Annotated in this window: 18 protein-coding genes; 12 read left to right on the plus strand and 6 right to left on the minus strand. The window is 67.0% G+C overall.

Annotated features, from left to right (window positions below):
* The first annotated feature begins 95 nt into the window (after positions 1-95).
* Positions 96-1,334, plus strand: coding sequence for an ROK family transcriptional regulator (locus tag E1263_RS12745; RefSeq protein ID WP_132167467.1), 1,239 nt, complete (start codon positions 96-98; stop codon positions 1,332-1,334).
* Between the two features lie 6 nt (positions 1,335-1,340).
* On the opposite strand, the gene E1263_RS12750 is transcribed toward E1263_RS12745, so the two are convergent.
* Both E1263_RS12750 and E1263_RS12755 read right to left on the minus strand, forming a co-directional pair.
* Complete coding sequence (locus tag E1263_RS12750; RefSeq protein WP_132167468.1) at positions 1,341-1,535, minus strand: TauD/TfdA family dioxygenase; 195 nt, start codon at positions 1,533-1,535, stop codon at positions 1,341-1,343.
* A 411-nt stretch (positions 1,536-1,946) separates the two neighbouring features.
* Positions 1,947-3,842 carry an alpha-L-fucosidase gene (locus tag E1263_RS12755; protein ID WP_132167469.1) on the minus strand — a complete coding sequence of 632 codons (1,896 nt, stop codon included), beginning with the start codon at positions 3,840-3,842 and terminating at the stop codon, positions 1,947-1,949.
* A gap of 109 nt (positions 3,843-3,951) precedes the next feature.
* On the opposite strand from E1263_RS12755, the gene E1263_RS12760 reads away from it, so the two are divergent.
* A complete protein-coding gene (locus E1263_RS12760; protein WP_165956588.1) occupies positions 3,952-4,638 on the plus strand; it encodes a GntR family transcriptional regulator in 687 nt (228 codons plus the stop codon).
* Here the strand turns inward: E1263_RS12760 and E1263_RS12765 are convergent.
* Both E1263_RS12765 and E1263_RS12770 read right to left on the minus strand, forming a co-directional pair.
* Positions 4,635-5,462 carry an ABC-2 transporter permease gene (locus E1263_RS12765; protein WP_132167471.1) on the minus strand — a complete coding sequence of 276 codons (828 nt, stop codon included), beginning with the start codon at positions 5,460-5,462 and terminating at the stop codon, positions 4,635-4,637. The genes E1263_RS12760 and E1263_RS12765 overlap by 4 nt on opposite strands.
* Positions 5,462-6,382 carry an ABC transporter ATP-binding protein gene (locus tag E1263_RS12770; protein ID WP_132167472.1) on the minus strand — a complete coding sequence of 307 codons (921 nt, stop codon included), beginning with the start codon at positions 6,380-6,382 and terminating at the stop codon, positions 5,462-5,464. The genes E1263_RS12765 and E1263_RS12770 overlap by 1 nt, the downstream gene beginning before the upstream one ends.
* 153 nt (positions 6,383-6,535) lie before the next feature.
* On the opposite strand from E1263_RS12770, the gene E1263_RS12775 reads away from it, so the two are divergent.
* Positions 6,536-7,717 carry a sensor histidine kinase gene (locus tag E1263_RS12775; RefSeq protein ID WP_132167473.1) on the plus strand — a complete coding sequence of 394 codons (1,182 nt, stop codon included), beginning with the start codon at positions 6,536-6,538 and terminating at the stop codon, positions 7,715-7,717.
* Entirely contained in the window at positions 7,714-8,388 is a 675-nt protein-coding gene (locus tag E1263_RS12780) for a response regulator (RefSeq protein ID WP_132167474.1), read from the plus strand. Before E1263_RS12775 ends, E1263_RS12780 begins: the two co-directional genes overlap by 4 nt.
* 23 nt (positions 8,389-8,411) lie before the next feature.
* Here E1263_RS12780 and E1263_RS12785 read toward each other — a convergent pair whose 3' ends face one another.
* Complete coding sequence (locus E1263_RS12785; RefSeq protein WP_132167475.1) at positions 8,412-9,194, minus strand: oxygenase MpaB family protein; 783 nt, start codon at positions 9,192-9,194, stop codon at positions 8,412-8,414.
* Positions 9,187-9,705: an Lrp/AsnC family transcriptional regulator gene (locus tag E1263_RS12790; RefSeq protein ID WP_132167476.1), complete on the minus strand. Its 519-nt coding sequence runs from the start codon at positions 9,703-9,705 to the stop codon at positions 9,187-9,189. Before E1263_RS12790 ends, E1263_RS12785 begins: the two co-directional genes overlap by 8 nt.
* Before the next feature lie 106 nt (positions 9,706-9,811).
* Here E1263_RS12790 and ald point away from each other — a divergent pair, with 106 nt between their 5' ends.
* The 8 genes from ald (at position 9,812) to E1263_RS12830 (ending at position 18,471) form a co-directional block, all read left to right on the plus strand.
* Entirely contained in the window at positions 9,812-10,912 is a 1,101-nt protein-coding gene (gene ald, locus E1263_RS12795) for an alanine dehydrogenase (protein ID WP_132167477.1), read from the plus strand.
* Positions 10,913-10,951: 39 nt separating this feature from the next.
* Complete coding sequence (locus tag E1263_RS12800; protein ID WP_132167478.1) at positions 10,952-11,215, plus strand: hypothetical protein; 264 nt, start codon at positions 10,952-10,954, stop codon at positions 11,213-11,215.
* Positions 11,216-11,803: 588 nt separating this feature from the next.
* On the plus strand, positions 11,804-12,808 hold the full coding sequence (locus E1263_RS12805; RefSeq protein ID WP_238161210.1) for a LacI family DNA-binding transcriptional regulator: 1,005 nt from the start codon (positions 11,804-11,806) through the stop codon (positions 12,806-12,808).
* Between the two features lie 84 nt (positions 12,809-12,892).
* Positions 12,893-14,188: an extracellular solute-binding protein gene (locus E1263_RS12810; RefSeq protein WP_132167479.1), complete on the plus strand. Its 1,296-nt coding sequence runs from the start codon at positions 12,893-12,895 to the stop codon at positions 14,186-14,188.
* A gap of 10 nt (positions 14,189-14,198) precedes the next feature.
* The gene (locus tag E1263_RS12815; RefSeq protein WP_132167480.1) at positions 14,199-15,098 is read left to right on the plus strand and encodes a carbohydrate ABC transporter permease; all 900 of its coding nucleotides are present in this window, start codon (positions 14,199-14,201) and stop codon (positions 15,096-15,098) included.
* A complete protein-coding gene (locus tag E1263_RS12820) occupies positions 15,095-15,922 on the plus strand; it encodes a carbohydrate ABC transporter permease (protein ID WP_132167481.1) in 828 nt (275 codons plus the stop codon). The genes E1263_RS12815 and E1263_RS12820 overlap by 4 nt, the downstream gene beginning before the upstream one ends.
* Complete coding sequence (arfA, locus tag E1263_RS12825; RefSeq protein WP_420323381.1) at positions 15,919-17,454, plus strand: arabinosylfuranosidase ArfA; 1,536 nt, start codon at positions 15,919-15,921, stop codon at positions 17,452-17,454. Before E1263_RS12820 ends, arfA begins: the two co-directional genes overlap by 4 nt.
* A 63-nt stretch (positions 17,455-17,517) precedes the next feature.
* Positions 17,518-18,471 (plus strand): arabinan endo-1,5-alpha-L-arabinosidase, encoded by a 954-nt coding sequence (locus E1263_RS12830; protein WP_202868852.1) that lies wholly within the window; start codon positions 17,518-17,520, stop codon positions 18,469-18,471.
* Positions 18,472-18,474: the final 3 nt, after the last annotated feature.

Raw genomic sequence — 18,474 nt, forward strand, 5'->3', positions numbered from 1 at the left:
TCACTGCCTGTGGCGAGGACTGTAAATCCAATTGATTTACTTAGTCAACGGTCTGAGGGAGACTGGCGTCGATCAGTGATCTGGAGGGTCAACGGGTGCGTCAAGCAGGAACGAATCTCCCCAAGGTCGGCCGCTACAACCAAGCGGTCGTGCTGGAGCGGATCCAGCGTGCCGACGGCGTCACCCGACAGGAGATCGCCCAGCACACCGGCCTAACCCCGCAAGCGGTTTCCGGCATCGTCAGGCGTTTGATTGACGAAGGCATCGTGCGCGAGGACGGGGCCAGCCGGGAGTACAGCGCGGGCAAGCCGCGGACCATTCTGCGGGTCAACGCCGACGCCGGCCGGGCCATCGGGCTGCACTTCGATCCGGCCGAGCTGACCTGTGTCGTGGTGGATCTGCTCGGTCAACCCTTGGTTACTCAGCGTATGCTGATCGCGCCGGGGACAGCTCCGAATCAGGTCATCGCAGCGATGGCGAAGCTGGTCGAGGAGGTCCTCAGGCTCGCCGAGGTCTCCCCCGACAGCGTCCTCGGTCTCGGTCTGGCGACCCCAGGTCCACTCGACCGCAAAGAGGGCGTCGTGGTCTCGCCGGCTCAGCTGCAGCACTGGGGCCGGGTCCCGATGGCCCGGCTGCTGAGCGAGGCCACCGGTCTGGCGGTGACGCTGGACAACGACGCGTCGGCCGCCGCGGTCGGCGAGCGCTGGGCCGGATCGGGTCGCGGCGTCGCCAACTTCGCCTACTTCTTCTTCGGTACCGGCATCGGTGGCGGCCTGATCCTCAACCAGCAGGTCTACCGGGGTGGCTCGGGCAACAGCGGCGAGTTCGGCCACATGTCCGTCGTACAGGACGGTCTGCCGTGCACCTGCGGCAACCGGGGCTGCCTGGAGACGGTCGCCCGGCCCGCCGCGATCGTCTCCGAGACCCATCGCCGGCTGCAGGCAGGCAGCGCGAGTTCACTGGACCGGCGGTTCCGCGCGGTCCCCGAGTCGGTCGACCTGCGGGCGATCGACTCCGCCGCGATTGCCGGCGACCCACTGGCGGCCAGTGTGCTGGCCCAAGCCGCCGACTACGTCGCAACCGCGGTCGTCAACGTCGTCAACATCACCGACGTCGATCTCGTCATCCTCGGCGGCCCCAGCATCCGCGAGCTCGGGCAGCGCTACACCGACGCCGCTGCCCGGGCCGTCGCCGCGCGCGTGATGTCGAGAACCATCCGCCCGGTCGAGGTCATCCTGTCGCCGCTCGGTGCCGACGCCGCCGCGGTCGGCGGCGCGGCCCTCGTCCTGCACCGCGCCTACTCCCCCCAGCTGTCCGAGCTCCTCTCAGACTGAGCGGGGTTAATCGAGCGCTCGGCACACGTGCGAGCCGGCTGGGCGGGACCCGCGCGAGAGGCTCAGATCCCGTACGGCGAAGGAACGGCGCAGCCAACGGTCGTTGCCGTCGTACCGGGGTACGAACGAGGTGCGTCCGTGGACGGCCTTGCGGTTGTCGACGACCATCAGGTCACCGGCCACGAGGACCATCCCGACCATGACCGAGAGTCGGCGATCGCGTGCAGCGTTGCCTGGGGTTGCTGGGCTGTGGTTGCGGCCGGAGATGAGGAGGCCTGAAAACTGACCCGCCGCGGTGGCTTTCAACGACAGGTCAGCTTGTTCCGGGGTGCTGCGCGCTGTTGTCCGGCGGGGGCGGGGAGCGCTACGCACCGGAATCGACAGGCAGAACTCCCCAACTCCCGAACAATCAGCGAGAACCTACTGCCCCACAGCGGCAGCAGAAACTCGCAAAGGCGGCCCCGCCCACCGTCACCCCAGCTAACGTCCGAAGAACCGGAGCCGGGCCCTCCGATCGTTCGGACGTTGGCGTGAGGGCCGTGCGGTCGGACCCGACCTCTTAGGTGAGCGGCATTGGACTCCACCCACCCGGACTGACTCGCGGCCGAGACGTCAGGACTGTTTGTAGACGCCCACCTCGGCAATCGAAAGCGGTCCACTCTGATTTTCGAGCTGAACGCGGACATAGCGGCCGGCGGCGCCACCAAAATTGAGAGTGGTGGGCGAGCCGGCGGGACCGGCCTGGCGTTTGGCGGTGACCCCGGGTGCGGTGCGGGCGGTAGCCAGGTCCGGCGCGGTAATGGGTGCGGCGGAGACGAGCACCCAGAAGTTGCTCAGGCGGGAGCCGAAATCACCGTCGGTACGGTTGTAGATCTCGACGTCACCGATCGCGGCCGAAGCGCCGAGATCGACCTGCCACCAGGCTTCCTTGGCATCGACGGTGGTGTGCGTGACGGAGTTGTTGAAGTAGCTGCCGTCGGTGTTGCCGTCGACGGCTCGGCCTGCGTCGCCGTTGTAGTCGGTGGAGATCTGGGTGGCCTGCTTGTTCAGCGCCAGGTTGCCCGGGCGGACGGGGTCGGCGATCAGCTCGGCGCCGAGGTACTCGTGCGACAGCGGGTCGCGGTACTTCACGTGCAGCAACTCGACCGGCCCGGCGACGAGATCGAGACCGGCCAGGTTGAGGTCGACCCGGCCGTCACCCCTGACCGTGAACGGAACGGACTTACCCTTGGGCGTCTTCACCCCGACGACCTGGTTGTTCAGGTTGGGCACGGTCAGGAGGTTCGGCTCTCTGGCCGGACGCCGGAAGAGGAACACGTTCATCGTCGAGTCCTGGAACGTGGTCGCCGCGATCGGGCTGGGGCGGATCGGGCCGCCGCGGGTGCCGTAGATCGCCGTACCGTAGGACTTCATCCACTGGCCGACCTCGGCCAGCCGGTCACGCTGCGGTTTGTCCACTTCACCGGACGGCTTGGGACCCACGTTGAACAAGAGGTTCCCGTCACCGGTCGCCGTCGAGATGATCGTCTTGACGATGGTCGCGAGCGACTTCACCTTCTCATTGGGCCGCCAGGACCACTGGTCTCCGATCGTGATGCACGACTCCCAAGCGCGCGCCACGTCGAAGGCCCCGACACGCTGCTCTGGCGTCGAATAGTCACCGGCCAGTGTCGGCTGCGGATCCGCCCAGCCCATCGCGTAGCCGCGGTTGTTGATCAGGATCCCGGGCTGCAGGTTGCGCGGAACCGAGTGGAACGTCGGCGGGCGGTAGTCGCTCAGTTCGGTCGGCGCGATGCCGTCGTACCAGAGGAAGGAGATGTCGCCGTAGTCGCTCATCAGCTGCCGCAGATGGTTCATCATGTAGCCGTAGTACTCGTCGTTCTTGCCCGCGACGATCAGGGGATGCGTCCAGTCCCAGCCGGAGTAGTAGAGGCCGAACTCGATCCCGCGGCGGCGGCAGGCGATCGCGACCTCGTCGACCAGATCCCGCTTCGACTTGCCTAGCGGGGTGGACGCGAGGTCTGGGTAGAACGAGTCCGCAGCGTTCCTGGCCCGGAACATCGGGAAGCCGTCGTGGTGCTTGCTGGTCAGGACCAGATACTTCATCCCGGCCGACACGGCGACGTCGGCCAGTTGCTCGGCCCATCCCTTGGCCGGGAGGAACGACTTGTAGGCCACGTCGTACACGGGGTCGAACAGCTTGGTCGGATCGTTGTACGGCGATGACGTCTCGTCCTTCTTGCCGGCTCGATAGGCCTCTCGCCCCCAGCCGGTTTCGCGGCCGGTCAGGCTGGCCGGGCCGAAATGGACGAACAGGCCGAACCGCAGCCGGGCCAGTGCCTCCTGGGCGTCGACCCGTTGGCCGGTCGCGATCGGCCGGCGCATGGCCGGGGCGGCTTCGGCCTGCGTAGTGCCGCCAAATACGGCGGCGGCCGCGCCGGCCGCGGGCACGCTCAGCAGGATCGACCGGCGGCGGACGCCCTCGGCGGGAGAATCGGATTGCGGCATCGGAATGGCCTTTCGGAGCGCTGGGCGGCGAGGCAACCGAAAATCGGATACGATATTGGAAATTAGAAGCTGCGCAGGCTGCTGTCAATGGCCAGGCGGAGAGGCGACCGTGGATCAAACTCAGGCACCGAGGCTGCAGCCCGCTGCCCGGCTGATGCTGCGCGAGAGCGTCTACGAGTCACTCAAACGGCTCCTCATGGACAACGCGCTGGAGCCCGGCTCACGCCTGTCGATCGACGGCCTCGCCCGCGAACTGGAGGTCTCCCAGACCCCGGTCCGCGAAGCCCTCTTCCGCTGCGAAGCCGAAGGTTTGGTGGTCCGCCGCCCGAACGCCGGCTACCTCGTTGCGCCGCTGATCACCCGCGACGCCCTGCTGGATCTCTACGATCTCCGGCTGCTCCTCGAGCCAACGGCCGCGGCCCGCGCCGCCACCAACGCGACCGACCGCGATCGCCGAGACATCAAGGACGCCGTACGGGCGATGGGCCCTGCCGTCCACGGCGACAGCTACCAGGCGTATCGCGAGTTCGCCGAAGAAGACGCCAAGCTCCACACCACCATCGCCACCGCCGCCGGCAACCCGCTGATCGCGGAGACGCTCGACCGTCTCCGCGCTCACGTCCACTCCTACCGCCTCTACTTCCGCCACGGCATCGCCGAAGTCACCACCACCGAACACCAAGCCATCAGCGACCGCATCCAGGCGCACGACCCGCCCGGCGCCGAACAGGCCATGCGCGCCCACCTGGAAAACTCCCGGACCCGCCTGCTCGCCGCGTACGACGAGACCTTCTAGACGTCTCGGCGGTGGATGGCGACGACCGCGCCAGCCATCAAGGCGACGACCCAGCCGATGAGGACCGCGGCGCCCGCTCCAGCACTAAGGGTGCTGCCACCTGCCATGCCCACCTCGGTGAACGAGGCAGCTGCCGAGCTGGGCAGGAGCTGCAGAACCTTGTCCCAGCTGTCGGGGAGCAGGGCCGAAGCAAGCGCCGGAACGATCAGGAGTCCGCCGACCACCGTGCCGATGCTGCCTGCGACACTGCGCAGCAAGCTGCCGAGGCAAAGCCCCAGTACGGCGACCGCCACGAGGTAGCCGACCATGCCGAGCAGCGAGGACAGTACGCCGTCATCGGTGAGGGCGACGGTCGCATTGCCGTTGGCGCCCAGGATGCCCATGGCAACTCCGTAGGCCCCCATGACCGCGATCACGGCGGTCGGGATCATCACCGCTGCCAGCGCCGCGGACTTCGCGACGATGACCTGCCAGCGCCGCGGCATCGTCGTGACCGTGGCGGTGATCATGCGGGAGCCGTATTCCCGGGCGCCGGCCAAGCTGCCGAGCACTCCGACCAGCAGGACCGCGAGGTTCGCGCCCGACAGCGCGGTCCCCAGCGGGCCGGCGCCGGCGAACGGCGGGCCGCCGTCACCGCCCGGGTCGGTCACCGAACCAGTGGCCATCGCCGCCGCGAGGGCGCCGAAGCCGATCATGATGACCACGACTGTCGCCAGGCCGATCCAGGTACTGCGGAGCGTGCGGACCTTGATCCACTCCGAATGGATGCCTCGGGCGAGGCTCTGGGCGTGGGTGCTGACTGGACGTTCGAGTGCGATGGTCATCAGGCGGCCTTCCGCGTCGTACCGGCGTACTCGACGCTGTCCTGGGTGAGTTGGAGATAGGCAGTTTCGAGCGACGCCTGGGTCGGGGTCAGTTCGTGGATGCGGAGGCTGTGCCCGCTGGCGATGTCGCCGATCTCCGGGGCGGTGCGGCCGCGAACCTCGAAGCGGCCCGGCTCGCGGGTGGTCAGCGTGACGCCGTCGCCGGCCAGCAGCGGCGCCAGCAGGCCGGCGTCGGGAGAAACGACAACGACTGCGCTCCCGCCGCCCGACTCCTCGATGAAGTCCTGGATCGACGAGTCGGCGAGGATCCGGCCCTGGCCGATGACGATCAGGTGATCGGCGACGAGCTGCATCTCGGTCATCAGGTGCGACGACAGCAGCACAGTGCGGCCGTCGGCAGCGAGCTCGCCGAGCAGTTCGCGAATCCATTGGATGCCGTCGATGTCGAGACCGTTGACGGGCTCGTCGAGCAGCAGGACGTCGGGCTCGGCCAGCAGCGCGGCGGCGATGCCGAGGCGCTGTCCCATGCCGAGCGAGAACGACTTCGCCGGGCGGTGGGCTACGTCGGTCAGTCCAACCGAGGCGAGGACGTCCTCAACGCGGCGTTTGCCGATACCGACGGTGGCGCCGAGGGCCAGGAGATGATTGCGCGCGCTGCGGCCGCCGTCGACCGCCTTGGCATCGAGCAACGCGCCGACCTCGGCCAGCGGTGCGCGAGTGGCGGCGTACCGGTTGCCGTTGACGAGTGCGGTGCCAGAGGTGGGGCGGTCCAGGCCGACGATCATGCGCATCGTGGTGGACTTGCCGGCGCCGTTCGGCCCGAGGAACCCGGTGATGATGCCGGGCTTGATGGTGGCGGAGATTCCGTCCACGGCCGTCTTGGCGCCGTACTTCTTGGTGAGTCGTTCCAGCTCGATCATGTTTCCAACCTTGCTGGAGACCTGGGGCGGTTCGCGTCCTCCAGTTGCGGACACTTCGGCAGCCCGGGCTACCACATCCGCGGTAGGACGCCGTAACCAAGTACTACGGCCGGTCGACGACTCGGGCTGCGGTGAGCGTCTACCGTGGCGGGTATGGAACGGTCGGGGATCGGACGGTGGTTTGCGCAGCACCAGATGATCGTGGATGTCGTGCTGGGGCTGTTTGTCGGGACCGCCGCAATCATGGCCGAGCTCCACGGGATGCACGGCAAGAGCGACGGAGTCATCGGATTCAGTGACGTCGCAGCGGTCGTGATCGCGTTCGCTGCCCTGCTGGTCCGTCACAGGTGGCCGCGGCACACGCTGGTGGCGGTGGCCGTTGCCGAGTCGGTGCTGCTGGCAACGACCGGTACCACGCAGCCTGCACTGTTCGTGGCCACCGTGCTGGTCACCCTCACGATGGCGACTCACACTGAGCGCCGCGCCGCGATCCTGCTGGCCGCTCCGGTCGCGATCGGCCTGTACTTCGTCATTGCGTTCTCGACTACCGGTTCTGCGTGGTCGCCGCCGAGCGTCGGGTTGTTGGCGTGGATGGGGATGGCCACTGCCGCCGGTGACGCCATCAGTAGCCGCCGCGCTTACGTCCTCGCAGTAGAGGAGCGGGCCCGGCGCGCTGAGCAGACCCGCGAGGAGGAGGCGGCACGCCGCGTCGTCCAGGAGCGGGTGCGGATCGCGCGGGAGCTGCATGATGTGGTTGCCCACCACATCGCAGTCATCAACGTGCAGGCCGGTGCCGCCAGTCATGTCCTGCACCGCAACCCCCAACAGGCCGACCAGGCGCTCGGCCACATCCGCGCCGCCTGCGAGACCGTGCTCACCGAACTCGCCTCGATCGTCGGCGTCCTCCGGGCGAGCGACGAGTCCGATTCGGCTGCCGAACCCGTGCGGGGGCTGGCCCGGCTCACCGACATGCTGGACGCATTGGCGGCGGCAGGGCTCACCGTCGAGCGCACCCAGGTCGGCGAAGCCCGCGAACTCCCCGCCGTGGCCGACCTCGCGGCGTACCGGATTCTGCAAGAGGCGCTCACCAACGCCCATAAATACGGCACCGGTACGGCGCGCGTGACCATCACCTACTCCCCCGACACCATCGCCCTCGACGTGGTCAACCCGGTCACCACCGAGTCCGTCCCGCCCCGGTCCGGCTACGGGATCCTCGGTATGAAGGAACGCGCCACCAGCGCCGGCGGGACCATCGACGTCCAGCGCCGGCCCGACGGAAGGTTCACCGTGCACGCCGAGCTCCCTGCGCCCACACTGAAAGCAACGGTATGACGATCCGCGTGCTGCTGGCCGACGACCAGGCCCTGATCCGGGCCGGGTACAAGATGATCCTCGACAGCGAGGCCGATCTCGAGGTTGTCGGCGAAGCGGTCAACGGGCGTGAAGCAGTCCTGATGGCGCGCGCCACCCGCGCCGATCTCGTGCTGATGGACATCCGGATGCCGGAAGTCGACGGTATCGAGGCGACCCGGCGCATCGTGGCCGACGAGGATCTGGCCGGCGTACGGATCCTGGTGCTGACCACCTTTGAGAACGACGAGAACGTGCTGCACGCCGTCCGGGCTGGTGCTAGTGGGTTCCTCGGCAAGAACGTCGGTCCGGACGAACTTCTGAACGCCGTACGGGTTGTTGCTTCGGGCGACACCCTGCTGTCGGCCAAAGCCACGCGATCGCTTGTCCAGCATGTGCTTGCCCAGCCGGAACCTGTGCGCGAGGCGAGCACCACGCTCGACCAGCTCACCGACCGCGAACGCGAGGTCGTTGTGCTGGTCGCGCATGGTCTCTCCAACGAGGGCATTGCCGAGCGGCTGCATCTGTCGCCCTCCACCGCCAAGACCCACGTCAATCGTGCAATGACCAAGCTGGGTGTCCGCGATCGGGCCCAGCTGGTCGTGATCGTCTACCAAAACGGCCTGATCCAGCCAGGCCGTCCGCTGTTATAGCTGGTGCTCTAAGGCAACAGCGCTCAGGTGAGCGGCCGGCCCGCCCGAAGGCGACGACGTAGGTCCCAGAGACAGGCGTTGAACGGGAATCGTCGTACCGGGCCTGGAAGACGCCGTACGACGAAGCCGATGGCGCGGAGGGTGGCGTCGAAACGGCGCTGATCTTTTGGTGCCCAGGGCAACTGCATTTCGGTGCGGAGGTGGTCGGGCAGGAAGCCGGTGGTCATGAAGCGGTGGAAGCGGCGGCCGATCAACGCGAGCCAGGAGGGCAGGAACTCCAGGTCGACGAGGGAGGTCAGGTAACGGCGGATGTCTTGGTCGATGCGAATCTCTTGGAGGGTGGTACTCCAGTAGGCCTCGAAGGCCTGTCGGTCTGGCGGCCACATGTCCGGGCGGACTTGGAGCATCGTGCCGAAGACGGCGGCTTCTTGGTAGTGGGGTGCGGCGTCCACCCCGAGGAAGGCGTGCTGGGTGTCCTCGAAACCCTTGTAGAGACAGGCCGCAACCCATAGTTGGAGCTCGGGGTCGAAGGCGTTATAGGCGACCGGGCTTGTTGCGGTAGAGCGGACCTGGGCGTGTGATTTGTTGACGGCATGGCGATACGCGGCGCGTTCGGCATCGGTGCCCATGGTGGCGACGGCGAGGTAGGTGAGCGTGGTGCGCGTTCGTTTCACCGGGTGACGGAAAAGGTTGCCGCTATCAACCTTGCTCTCCAGTACGCCGTACCCGACCGGCGCAAAGGAGAGTTGCATGATCACGTTCGCGGTGCCGGCCAGCAGCGAAACCCCCAGTGCTGTGTTATTCAAAGGTGGCCGCGACGACGTTGCGGTGGTACTCGAAGATGACGCTGGTGCGGGTGGAGGCCACGCTGCGCTCGCCGGAGAGGTGGTCGACGACGAAGCGTCGCAGCTCCGACGAGTCGGGGACGGCGACGTGGAGGAGGAAGTCGTCGGTGCCGCCGACGAAGAACAGCTGGACCACCTGCGGCAGGCCGCGAACGCCGCGCGTGAACTCACTGATGCTCTCCTGCCGGAGGCCGGCCCGGAGCGTGACTCCGATCATTGCCTGCAGCCCATTGCCGATCGCGGACTGATCCACCGCGGCATGGAAACCGGCGATCACGCCATGGTCCAGCAGCGAGCGCACTCGTCCGTGCGCTGTCGACGCGGCGATGCCCGCGGCCTGCGACAACTCGCTGTTGGTCGCTCGCCCGTCGACGGCCAGCCGCGCCAGTAGTTGCTCGTCCACCGAATCAAGCGCTGGAGTCGGAAGATTCTTCGGCCGGGAGGCCGAGTGTGCGCCGGTCGTCGAACGCATGAGCAGATATCTCCGTTTCGATCGGAAAATATTCAGCATCAGGCTAACAAGCCCGAACCTCATGCGACAGTTTCGGGGAATCCGCGAACGGCAAAGGAGAGCAACGATGCGCGTCGGCATCCCTACCGAGATCAAGAACAACGAGAACCGGGTGGCAATCACCCCCGCCGGGGTCGACGCCCTGGTGGCCCGGGGCCACCAAGTGCGCGTTCAGCAAGGAGCCGGTCTCGGCTCCCGGATCTCGGATGCCACGTACGCCGAGGCCGGTGCCCTCATCGTCGACACGGCCGAGGAGGTCTGGGGCGAGTCCGAGCTGGTGACCAAGGTCAAGGAGCCGATCGCCAGCGAGTACGGCTTCCTCCGCCCCGACCAGGTGGTGTTCACCTACCTGCACCTCGCCGCCGACCGCCGGCTGACCGACGCACTGGTTTCTGCCGGTACGACGTCGATCGCCTACGAGACGGTCCAGCTTCCGGACCGGTCGCTGCCGCTGCTCTCCCCCATGAGCGAGGTCGCCGGACGCCTGTCCGTCTCGGCGGGCTCCTACTTTCTCCTGAGCGCATCGGGCGGGCGCGGAACGCTGCTTGGCGGTGTCGCCGGCACGCAGCGAGCCAAGGTTGTCGTGATCGGCGGCGGTGTCGCCGGTGAGCACGCGGCGGCGAACGCCATCGGCCTCGGAGCCGACGTCACCGTCATCGACCTGTCCCTGGCCAGGTTGCGCGAGCTCGAGCACCGCTACTCCGGCCGTATCCGGACCGCTGCCTCCAGCCGCTGGGAGATTGCCGAGCAGGTCGAGACGGCAGACCTGGTCATCGGTTCGGTCCTGATTCCGGGCGCCGCGGCACCCAAGCTCGTCACCGACGAGATGGTCTCCACCATGAAGCCTGGCTCGGTTCTCGTCGACATTGCCATCGACCAGGGCGGCTGCTTCGAAGGCTCCAAGCCGACCACGCACGACGCCCCCACCTTCCCGGTGCACCAGTCGCTGTATTACTGCGTCGCGAACATGCCAGGCGCCGTACCGGAGACCTCAACACGAGCCCTCACCAACGCGACCCTCCCCTACCTCACGACGCTGGCCGACCAGGGCTGGGAAGCAGCAACTCAGCAAGACCCGGCCCTGGCGAAAGGCCTGAACACCGTCGCCGGCCGCATCACCAACGCCGGAGTCGCCGAGGCCTTCGGCCTGGAGTTGGCCACCGTCTAGTTGCGGTAGAGGCCGCTGCTGGGTGGGGAAAGCTTCGCCGTGCGTGAGCGCCGGGCGCCGGGAACCTGTAGTCGTTCGTGCCGCGAAGCGGACGCCGTACGAGATGTCGGTCAGCTGCACGAGGGACTGCGGGTGCTGGCCGAAATCCCGGGCTGGTGGGCCGGGGTGAGCCCCATCCAGGCGTGCGCGGGCGCGGTGGTGCTGACCACCTGCAGTTGTTCGTGCCGCGAAGCGGGCGCCGTACTGGGTGTTGGTCAGCTGCGCGTAGGACTGCAGGTGGTGGTCGAATGCCCGGGCGGGTGAGGGCCGGGTGAGCCCGTCCAGGCGTGCGCGGGCGCGATGGCGTTGACCACCTGCAGTTGTTCGTGCCGCAAGCCCGACCCCGACCAAGGCGCCGACGAGCGACACGAAGGACCACAGGTAGTAGCCGAGATCTCAGGGGAGATCCCCTCAACTCGCCAAACCTCCCGCGATGAGTCTCAGCGGACGGACATTCGCCGTGACTGCGTCCGCCCCTTGTCCCGCGTAACGTCCGAAGGGTCGGAGGGCGTGGTCTCCGATTTTTCGGACGTTATGAGGTTTTGTTCGCGCGGAGCGGGGTTGGTGGTGCGGGCGGCTGGTTTGGGGAGCGTAATGCACCGGAAGTGGTCGGTTCGGCTCCCCGAAGCGGTTTAGGGAGTAGCCGTGCTGACCCGGCGTCCTTCCCTCAACCGGTTCGGGGAGCGCTACGCACCCTCCGCCGCTCCGGCACGCCCAAGCACCGCCAAACGCTCAACGGCTCCTCCGCCAGGTGCTCCTCCCCATCGAAAACCCCGCACCTGAGATCGACCGCGGCTGGCCTCCGGCCGACTCGGGTGGATTACCGTGTGTGGTCATGACCGGAGGTGAGCGGTGGCAGTGACGATGCGGGATGTCGCGCGGCATGCGGGCGTTTCGCCGAAGACCGTCTCCAACGTGATGAACGGGTATCCGTACATCCGTGAGGAGACTCGGGTGCGAGTGCTCGCGGCGATCGATTCGCTCGGGTACCGGGTCAACATCTCCGCCCGGACTCTCAAGTCCGGCCGGACCGGTGTGATCGCGCTGGTGCTGCCCGAGTTGAGCAACCCGTACTTCGCCGAACTCGCCGACGCGGCCATAGCCGCTGCGGGTGAGCACGGCCTGACGGTGATGATCGAGACCACCAACGCCGACCGCGAACGGGAGCTGACCGCGCTCGCGCGGCCCGGCGGCCACCTCGTCGACGGTCTGCTCTACAGCCCGCTCGGGCTGGGCCAGGAGGATGTGGGCGCGCTGCCGACGCGTAGCCCCATGGTGCTGCTCGGCGAGCGAATCTTTCACGGGCCGGTCGACCACGTGATGATCGACAACGTCGAAGGAACCAAGGCCGTGGTCCGGCATCTGCTCGAGCAGGGCCGGCGGCGGATCGCGGTGATCGGCAGCAAGCCCACCGAGCAGATCGGCACCGCCGCCATTCGGCACCGCGCCTACATCGACGCCCACCAGGAGTACGGCGTACCGGTCCCGAAGGATCTGGCCGTTTCGGGCGGGCAGTGGCACCGGTCGAGTGGGGTCGAGGCTGTAAACACCCTGCTCTCCCAAACCCGTGATTTCGACGCGGTTCTGGCGTTGAACGACACCCTTGCGCTCGGAGCGATCCGCGCGCTCACCGCCCACGGCTTCCGGATTCCGGACGACATCGCCGTGGCCGGCTTCGACAACATCGACGAGGCCGAGTACAGCACTCCGACGCTCACGACGGTCGATCCCAACCGGGTGCACATCGCGCGCACCGCGGTCGACCTGCTGGTCCGGCGGATGGGCGGTGACGAGTCCGAGCACGAGGAGCTCGTCGCGCCGTTCCAGCTGCACGTTCGGGAATCGACCTCCGACTGAGGTCTTGACCGGTCCGGGGATGGCAGGCATCCTCTCTTCTACACCGATGTAGTACACCGATGTAGAAGCCCGGAGGAACCCGCCATGACCGACGGCTCCGCCCCCTCGCGCCCGCGCCGCCGAGCAGTTCTTGGCGGGCTGCTCGGCACCGGCGCTCTCGCCCTCACCGGCTGCAGTACCGGACGGCAGAAGGCCCGGATCCGGGAATGGAACCTCTTCGGCGGCGGTGACGGCGCCCGCCTGCAACAGATTCACCAGCAGTACGTCGAACAGCACCCGGACGTGCGATTCGAGGCCCACACGCTCGCCTGGGGACCGCCGTTCTACACCAAGCTCGCGATGTCGGCGGCCGGTGGGCGTGCACCGGAGGTGGCGACCCTGCACCTGTCCCGGCTGAAGGGCTTCAGCCCGACGACCATGCTCGATCCGATCCCCCTCGACCTGCTGAACGAGGCCGGCGTCAGCGAGTCGGACTTCCTCCCGGAGATCTGGAAGCGATGCCACGTCGACGGCGTCCTGTACGCCGTTCCGCTCGACCAGCACCCGTTCGTTCTGTACTACAACACCGAGATCTGCGCGAAGGCCGGACTGCTCGCGGCCGATGGCCGGCTGAAACCGGTGACCGGCGTACCCGCATTCCTGGACATGCTCAAGGCGGTCAAGGAGACGACGGGCAAGTTCGCGGCCTCGGTGGAGACCACCAACCCCTGGCGGATGTGGTGGACGCTCTACGGGCAGCTCGAAGGCAAGTTCTTCGACGAGTCTGGTCAGCGCCTGATCCTCGATGACGACAAGGCGCTCGAAGCCCTGTCCCTGATGGCGAAACTCTCCGCCGACGGGCTGACGCCGCGCTCGGCCAACTACGCCGCGCTCGTGGCTCAGTTCAGCAACGGCGAGGCCGGCTTGAGCTTCAACGGCGAGTGGGAGGTGACGACGTACCAGACGGCGAAACTGCCGTTCAGTATGGCGCCGTTCCCCGTCCTGTACGACGTCCCGCAGTTCGCCGGTGATGCGCACACGTTCGTCCTTCCGCACCAGGCGAACCGCAACCGCGCCGACACGAAGGCGACGGTGGAGTACATCGCCTGGATGCTCAAGAACAGCACGGAATGGGCGGTCGGCGGCCACATCCCGGCGTACCAGCCAGTGATCAAGAGCAAGGAGTATCTGAGCCTCAAGCCGCAGGCTGAGTACCGCAGCGTCGCTCCGAACGTCCTGTTCGACCCCGACGCCTGGTTCAGCGGCTCAGGGGCGCAACTGCAGAACGAGGCCGGTGCGGCCTTCAGCGGCGTCTTCTCCGGTCAGACGACGCCCAAGGCTGCGCTCGCGCAGTTCAAGGCCGCAACCCAGAAGCTCCTCGACACTCCGTCCCCGGTCTAGGAGGCCAGCCATGTCTGTACAGATGCCTTCCCGGCAGTCTTGGCGTGAACGGTGGGCCGGCCTGTTCTTCGTCGGTCCGTTCCTGCTGTTGTTCGCTGTGTTCCTGCTGTGGCCGACGGTCTCCGGGCTGTGGAACAGTTTCTTCAACACGAGCCTGGCCGGTGTCGATCAGGAGTTCCTCGGCCTGCAGAACTGGCGTGAGATGTTCGCCGACTCCGCGGTCTGGTCGTCGCTGAAGAACACGCTGATCTTCACCGCGATGAGCACCCCACCGCTGGTCGTCATCGCGCTCGTGATGGCCTTGCTCGCCAACCGCACCGGTGTCCTCGGCTGGCTGTTGCGGTTCGCGTACTTCGCTCCGTTCGTCCTGCCGGCCACCGTCGTCACCCTGATCTGGGTCTGGATCTATGAACCCGGGTTCGGCCTCGTGAACGGCCTGCTGACGGCCGGCGGGTTCGCCGAGATCGACTGGTTGAACACCGAGAACCGGGCAATGCTCGCGGTGGTGATCACGACCGTCTGGTGGACGGTCGGGTTCAACTTCCTGCTCTATCTGGCTGCCCTGCAAGGGATTCCGGAACAGGTCTACGAGGCGGCCGACATCGACGGTGCGAGTGAGCGGCAGAAGCTGTTCCGGATCACGCTGCCGCTGCTGCGCCGGACGACCGCGCTGATCGCCGTACTGCAACTGGTGGCGTCGTTGAAGATCTTCGACCAGATCTATCTGATGACCAACGGCGGGCCGAACTACGCGACCCGGCCGATCATCCAGTACATCTACCAGAACGGTTTCACGAACTACCGGATCGGTTACGCCTCGGCGATCTCGTACATGTTCTTCGCGATCATCGTGGTCGTCGCCGTCCTGCAGTTCAAGCTGTTCTCCGGCTCGAAGGAGGACAGCGCATGAGGTCGACTTGGACGTTCCCGAAGGTCGCGACCGCCGTCGGCGCAGCGATCCTGGGCGTGATCTGGCTGATCCCGTTGCTCTGGGCGCTGTCCACCTCGCTCAAGCCGGAGCCGGAGACCACCCGGTCGCCGATCACCTGGTTGCCTGAGGCACCGACCGCGGACGCGTACCGCAGCATCCTCGAGCAGGGCGACCTGATCCGCTGGTTCGTCAACAGCAGCGTGGTTTCGGTGCTCGTCACCGTCCTGACACTGCTCGTCTCCGTCCTCGCCGCGTTCGGATTTTCCCGCACCGAGTTCCCCGGTCGCCGGTTGATCTTCGGCCTGGTCGTGGCCGGCATCCTGGTTCCCCCACAGGTTCTGATCGTGCCGCTGTTCCAGGAGATGACCGGCCTTGGCCTGGTCGACACCTACTGGGGCATTATGCTCCCCCAGGTCGTCGCGCCGGTGATGGTCTTCGTGCTGAAGAAGTTCTTCGACGGCATCTCCCGCGACTACGAAGACGCGGCCCGGGTCGACGGCGCCTCCCGTTGGCGGATCGTCTGGAGCGTGATGGTGCCGATGTCGCGGCCGATCCTCGTTGCCGTCGGCATCTTCACCTTCATCGGTGCCTGGAACAACTTTCTGTGGCCCTTCATCGTGACCACCGACCCGTCGATGATGACGATCCCGGTCGGACTCGCCAACGTCCAAGGTTCCTACGGCCTGCGTTACGCCCAGATCATGGCCTCGGCCTTGCTGGGTGGCCTGCCCTTGCTGATCGTCTACGCGCTGTTCCAGCGCCAGGTGGTCCGCGGGGTCGGCGACGCCGGCATCAAGGGATGACACAAAACCTCCACCATGACAGGAGCATTCTGGTGCCCACTGCCCACCTGACCATCGATCCCGCCTTCCCGATCGCCCCGGTGAACCGCCGGACGTTCGGCACGTTCGTCGAACACATGGGTCGCTGCGTCTACACCGGCATCTACGAACCCGACCACGCCACCGCCGACGAGGACGGCTTCCGCAAGGACGTCCTCGAACTGACGCGCGAGCTGGGTGTCTCGGTCGTTCGCTACCCCGGTGGCAACTTCGTCTCCGGCTACCGCTGGGAGGACGGCGTCGGCCCGCGTGAGGATCGGCCGCGGCGCCTCGACCTCGCCTGGCACAGCGTGGAGACTAACGAGTTCGGCCTCGACGAATTCATGCGCTGGTGTGCCAAGGCCGGGGTGGAGCCGATGATGGCGCTCAACCTGGGGACCCGTGGGGTTCAGGAGGCACTCGACCTGCTCGAGTACAGCAACCACCCCGGCGGTACGGCGCTCTCCGACCTGCGCGCTGAGCACGGAGCCTCGCCGTACGGGGTGAAGTTGTGGTGCCTCGGCAACGAACTCGACGGGCCGTGGCAAGTCGGGCACAAGACGCCGACGGAGTACGGACGGATCGCGGCCGAGACGGCCCGGGCGATGCGGATGGTCGAACCGGACCTGCAGCTCGTCGCGTGCGGCTCATCCTCGTCGAAGATGCCGCTGTTCGGAACCTGGGAGCGGGAGGTGCTGCGGGAGACCTACGAGTTCGTCGACTACATCTCCTGCCACGCCTACTACGGCAACGACGACGGCGACACCGCGTCGTTCCTGGCCTCTGCCGTCGACATGGACCACTTCGTCGACTCCGTCACCGCGACCGCCGACCATGTCGGCGCCGAGCTCAAGAGCCGCAAGCGGATCGACATCTCCTTCGACGAGTGGAACGTCTGGTACGGCGATCGCTCCACCCGTACCGACGGTCCGGGCGATCAGTGGGAGGTGGCGCCGCGGCGGATCGAGGACGAGTACAACGTCACCGATGCTGTTGTCCTCGGCAACCTGTTGATCTCACTGCTCCGGCACAGCGACCGAGTCGCGGTCGCCTGTCTCGCGCAGCTGGCCAACGTGATCGCCCCGATCATGACCGAGCCGGGTGGCGCAGCCTGGCGGCAACCGACCTTCCACCCGTTTGCCATCACCTCGCGGCTCGCGTCCGGCCAGGTGCTTCGGGTCGAGACCGACTCCCCCACAGTGACGACGGCCAAGCACGGTGAGGTGACCGCCATCGACGCGGTCGCGACGTACGACGATGGTCGGCTGGCACTGTTCGCCGTCAACCGCTCCACCGAGGGGCCGATCGAAATCACCGTCGATCTCGGCCGGGCCGGCGTGACCTCGATCGACGAGGCAGTCATCGTCCACGACATCGACCCGCTCGCCACCAACTCCGCGACCGCACCCGACCGCGTCTCCGCGCAGCACTTCGATTCAGCCCAGCTGAAGGACGGCAAGCTGACCCTCACCTTGCCCGCGATCAGCTGGTGCGCACTGAGCTTGTCTGCCTGACCCTCTTCAACACCCACCGTTGCCCGCCCGCACCACCAACGGAAAGAGATCACCATGCGTCGCTTGACGAAACAGCTAGCACTCCTGCTCGCCGGAGCCCTTGCGGTGACCACCGCATTGGCTCCGAATGCCTGGGCCGCTTATCCAGGGCCAGGCCGTGTCACCGGGGACATCGGCGTCCACGATCCAAGCTTCGTCAAGCGACCCGGCGGTGGGTACCTGGTGGCGCACACCGGCGACAACACGCTGAAGACCTCCACCGACCGGACCGCCTTCCGCAACGCCGGATCCGCCTTCCCCAACGGCGCATCCTGGACGACCGCCTACACCAACGGCGAGAAGAACCTGTGGGCGCCGGACATCTCCTACCGCAACGGCCAGTACTACATGTACTACTCCGCTTCGTCGTTCGGATCCAACCACTCGGCGATCTTCCTGGCGACCAGCCCGAGCGGTAACTCCGGCACCTGGACGCACCGCGGGCTGGTCATCGAATCCCGTACCTCCGACGACTTCAACGCCATCGACCCTGACCTCGTCGTCGACGACCAGGGCCGCTGGTGGCTCTCGTTCGGATCGTTCTGGTCGGGCATCAAGATGATCGCCCTCTCGTCGTCCACCGGACTGCGATCGGACTCGACCCTGCGCTCACTGGCCGGTCGCAATGGCGGCCCGATCGAAGCACCGAACATCGTCAAGCGCGGCAGCTACTACTACCTGTACGTCTCCTTCGACTACTGCTGCCGCGGCGCCCAGAGCACCTACCGCGTCATGGTCGGCCGCTCCACCTCGGTCACCGGTCCCTACCGCGACCGCAACGGCACTGCCATGACCTCCGGCGGAGGCACCGAGATCCTCGCCTCGCACGGCTCCATCCACGGGCCCGGTCACCAGGACGTCTTCAGTGACACCGACAGCGACATCCTCGTCTACCACTACTACGCAGACGACGGTACGTCGTTGCTCGGCATCAACTGGCTCACCTGGGACTCCGCCAACTGGCCCGTCGTCAGCTGACGC

Origin of the sequence: Kribbella antibiotica, assembly GCF_004349055.1 — a bacterium.
In the GTDB taxonomy this organism is placed as follows: domain Bacteria; phylum Actinomycetota; class Actinomycetes; order Propionibacteriales; family Kribbellaceae; genus Kribbella; species Kribbella antibiotica.

What these genes read in the sequence shown, in the direction of transcription:
- E1263_RS12750 (WP_132167468.1), bottom strand. Translation starts at nt 1,535, where the DNA reads ATGGTCGGGATGGTCCTCGTGGCCGGTGACCTGATGGTCGTCGACAAC.
- E1263_RS12755 (WP_132167469.1), bottom strand. Translation starts at nt 3,842, where the DNA reads ATGCCGCAATCCGATTCTCCCGCCGAGGGCGTCCGCCGCCGGTCGATC.
- E1263_RS12765 (WP_132167471.1), bottom strand. Translation starts at nt 5,462, where the DNA reads ATGACCATCGCACTCGAACGTCCAGTCAGCACCCACGCCCAGAGCCTC.
- E1263_RS12770 (WP_132167472.1), bottom strand. Translation starts at nt 6,382, where the DNA reads ATGATCGAGCTGGAACGACTCACCAAGAAGTACGGCGCCAAGACGGCC.
- E1263_RS12775 (WP_132167473.1), top strand. Translation starts at nt 6,536, where the DNA reads ATGGAACGGTCGGGGATCGGACGGTGGTTTGCGCAGCACCAGATGATC.
- E1263_RS12780 (WP_132167474.1), top strand. Translation starts at nt 7,714, where the DNA reads ATGACGATCCGCGTGCTGCTGGCCGACGACCAGGCCCTGATCCGGGCC.
- E1263_RS12790 (WP_132167476.1), bottom strand. Translation starts at nt 9,705, where the DNA reads ATGCGTTCGACGACCGGCGCACACTCGGCCTCCCGGCCGAAGAATCTT.
- ald (WP_132167477.1), top strand. Translation starts at nt 9,812, where the DNA reads ATGCGCGTCGGCATCCCTACCGAGATCAAGAACAACGAGAACCGGGTG.
- E1263_RS12810 (WP_132167479.1), top strand. Translation starts at nt 12,893, where the DNA reads ATGACCGACGGCTCCGCCCCCTCGCGCCCGCGCCGCCGAGCAGTTCTT.
- E1263_RS12815 (WP_132167480.1), top strand. Translation starts at nt 14,199, where the DNA reads ATGTCTGTACAGATGCCTTCCCGGCAGTCTTGGCGTGAACGGTGGGCC.
- E1263_RS12820 (WP_132167481.1), top strand. Translation starts at nt 15,095, where the DNA reads ATGAGGTCGACTTGGACGTTCCCGAAGGTCGCGACCGCCGTCGGCGCA.
- arfA (WP_420323381.1), top strand. Translation starts at nt 15,919, where the DNA reads ATGACACAAAACCTCCACCATGACAGGAGCATTCTGGTGCCCACTGCC.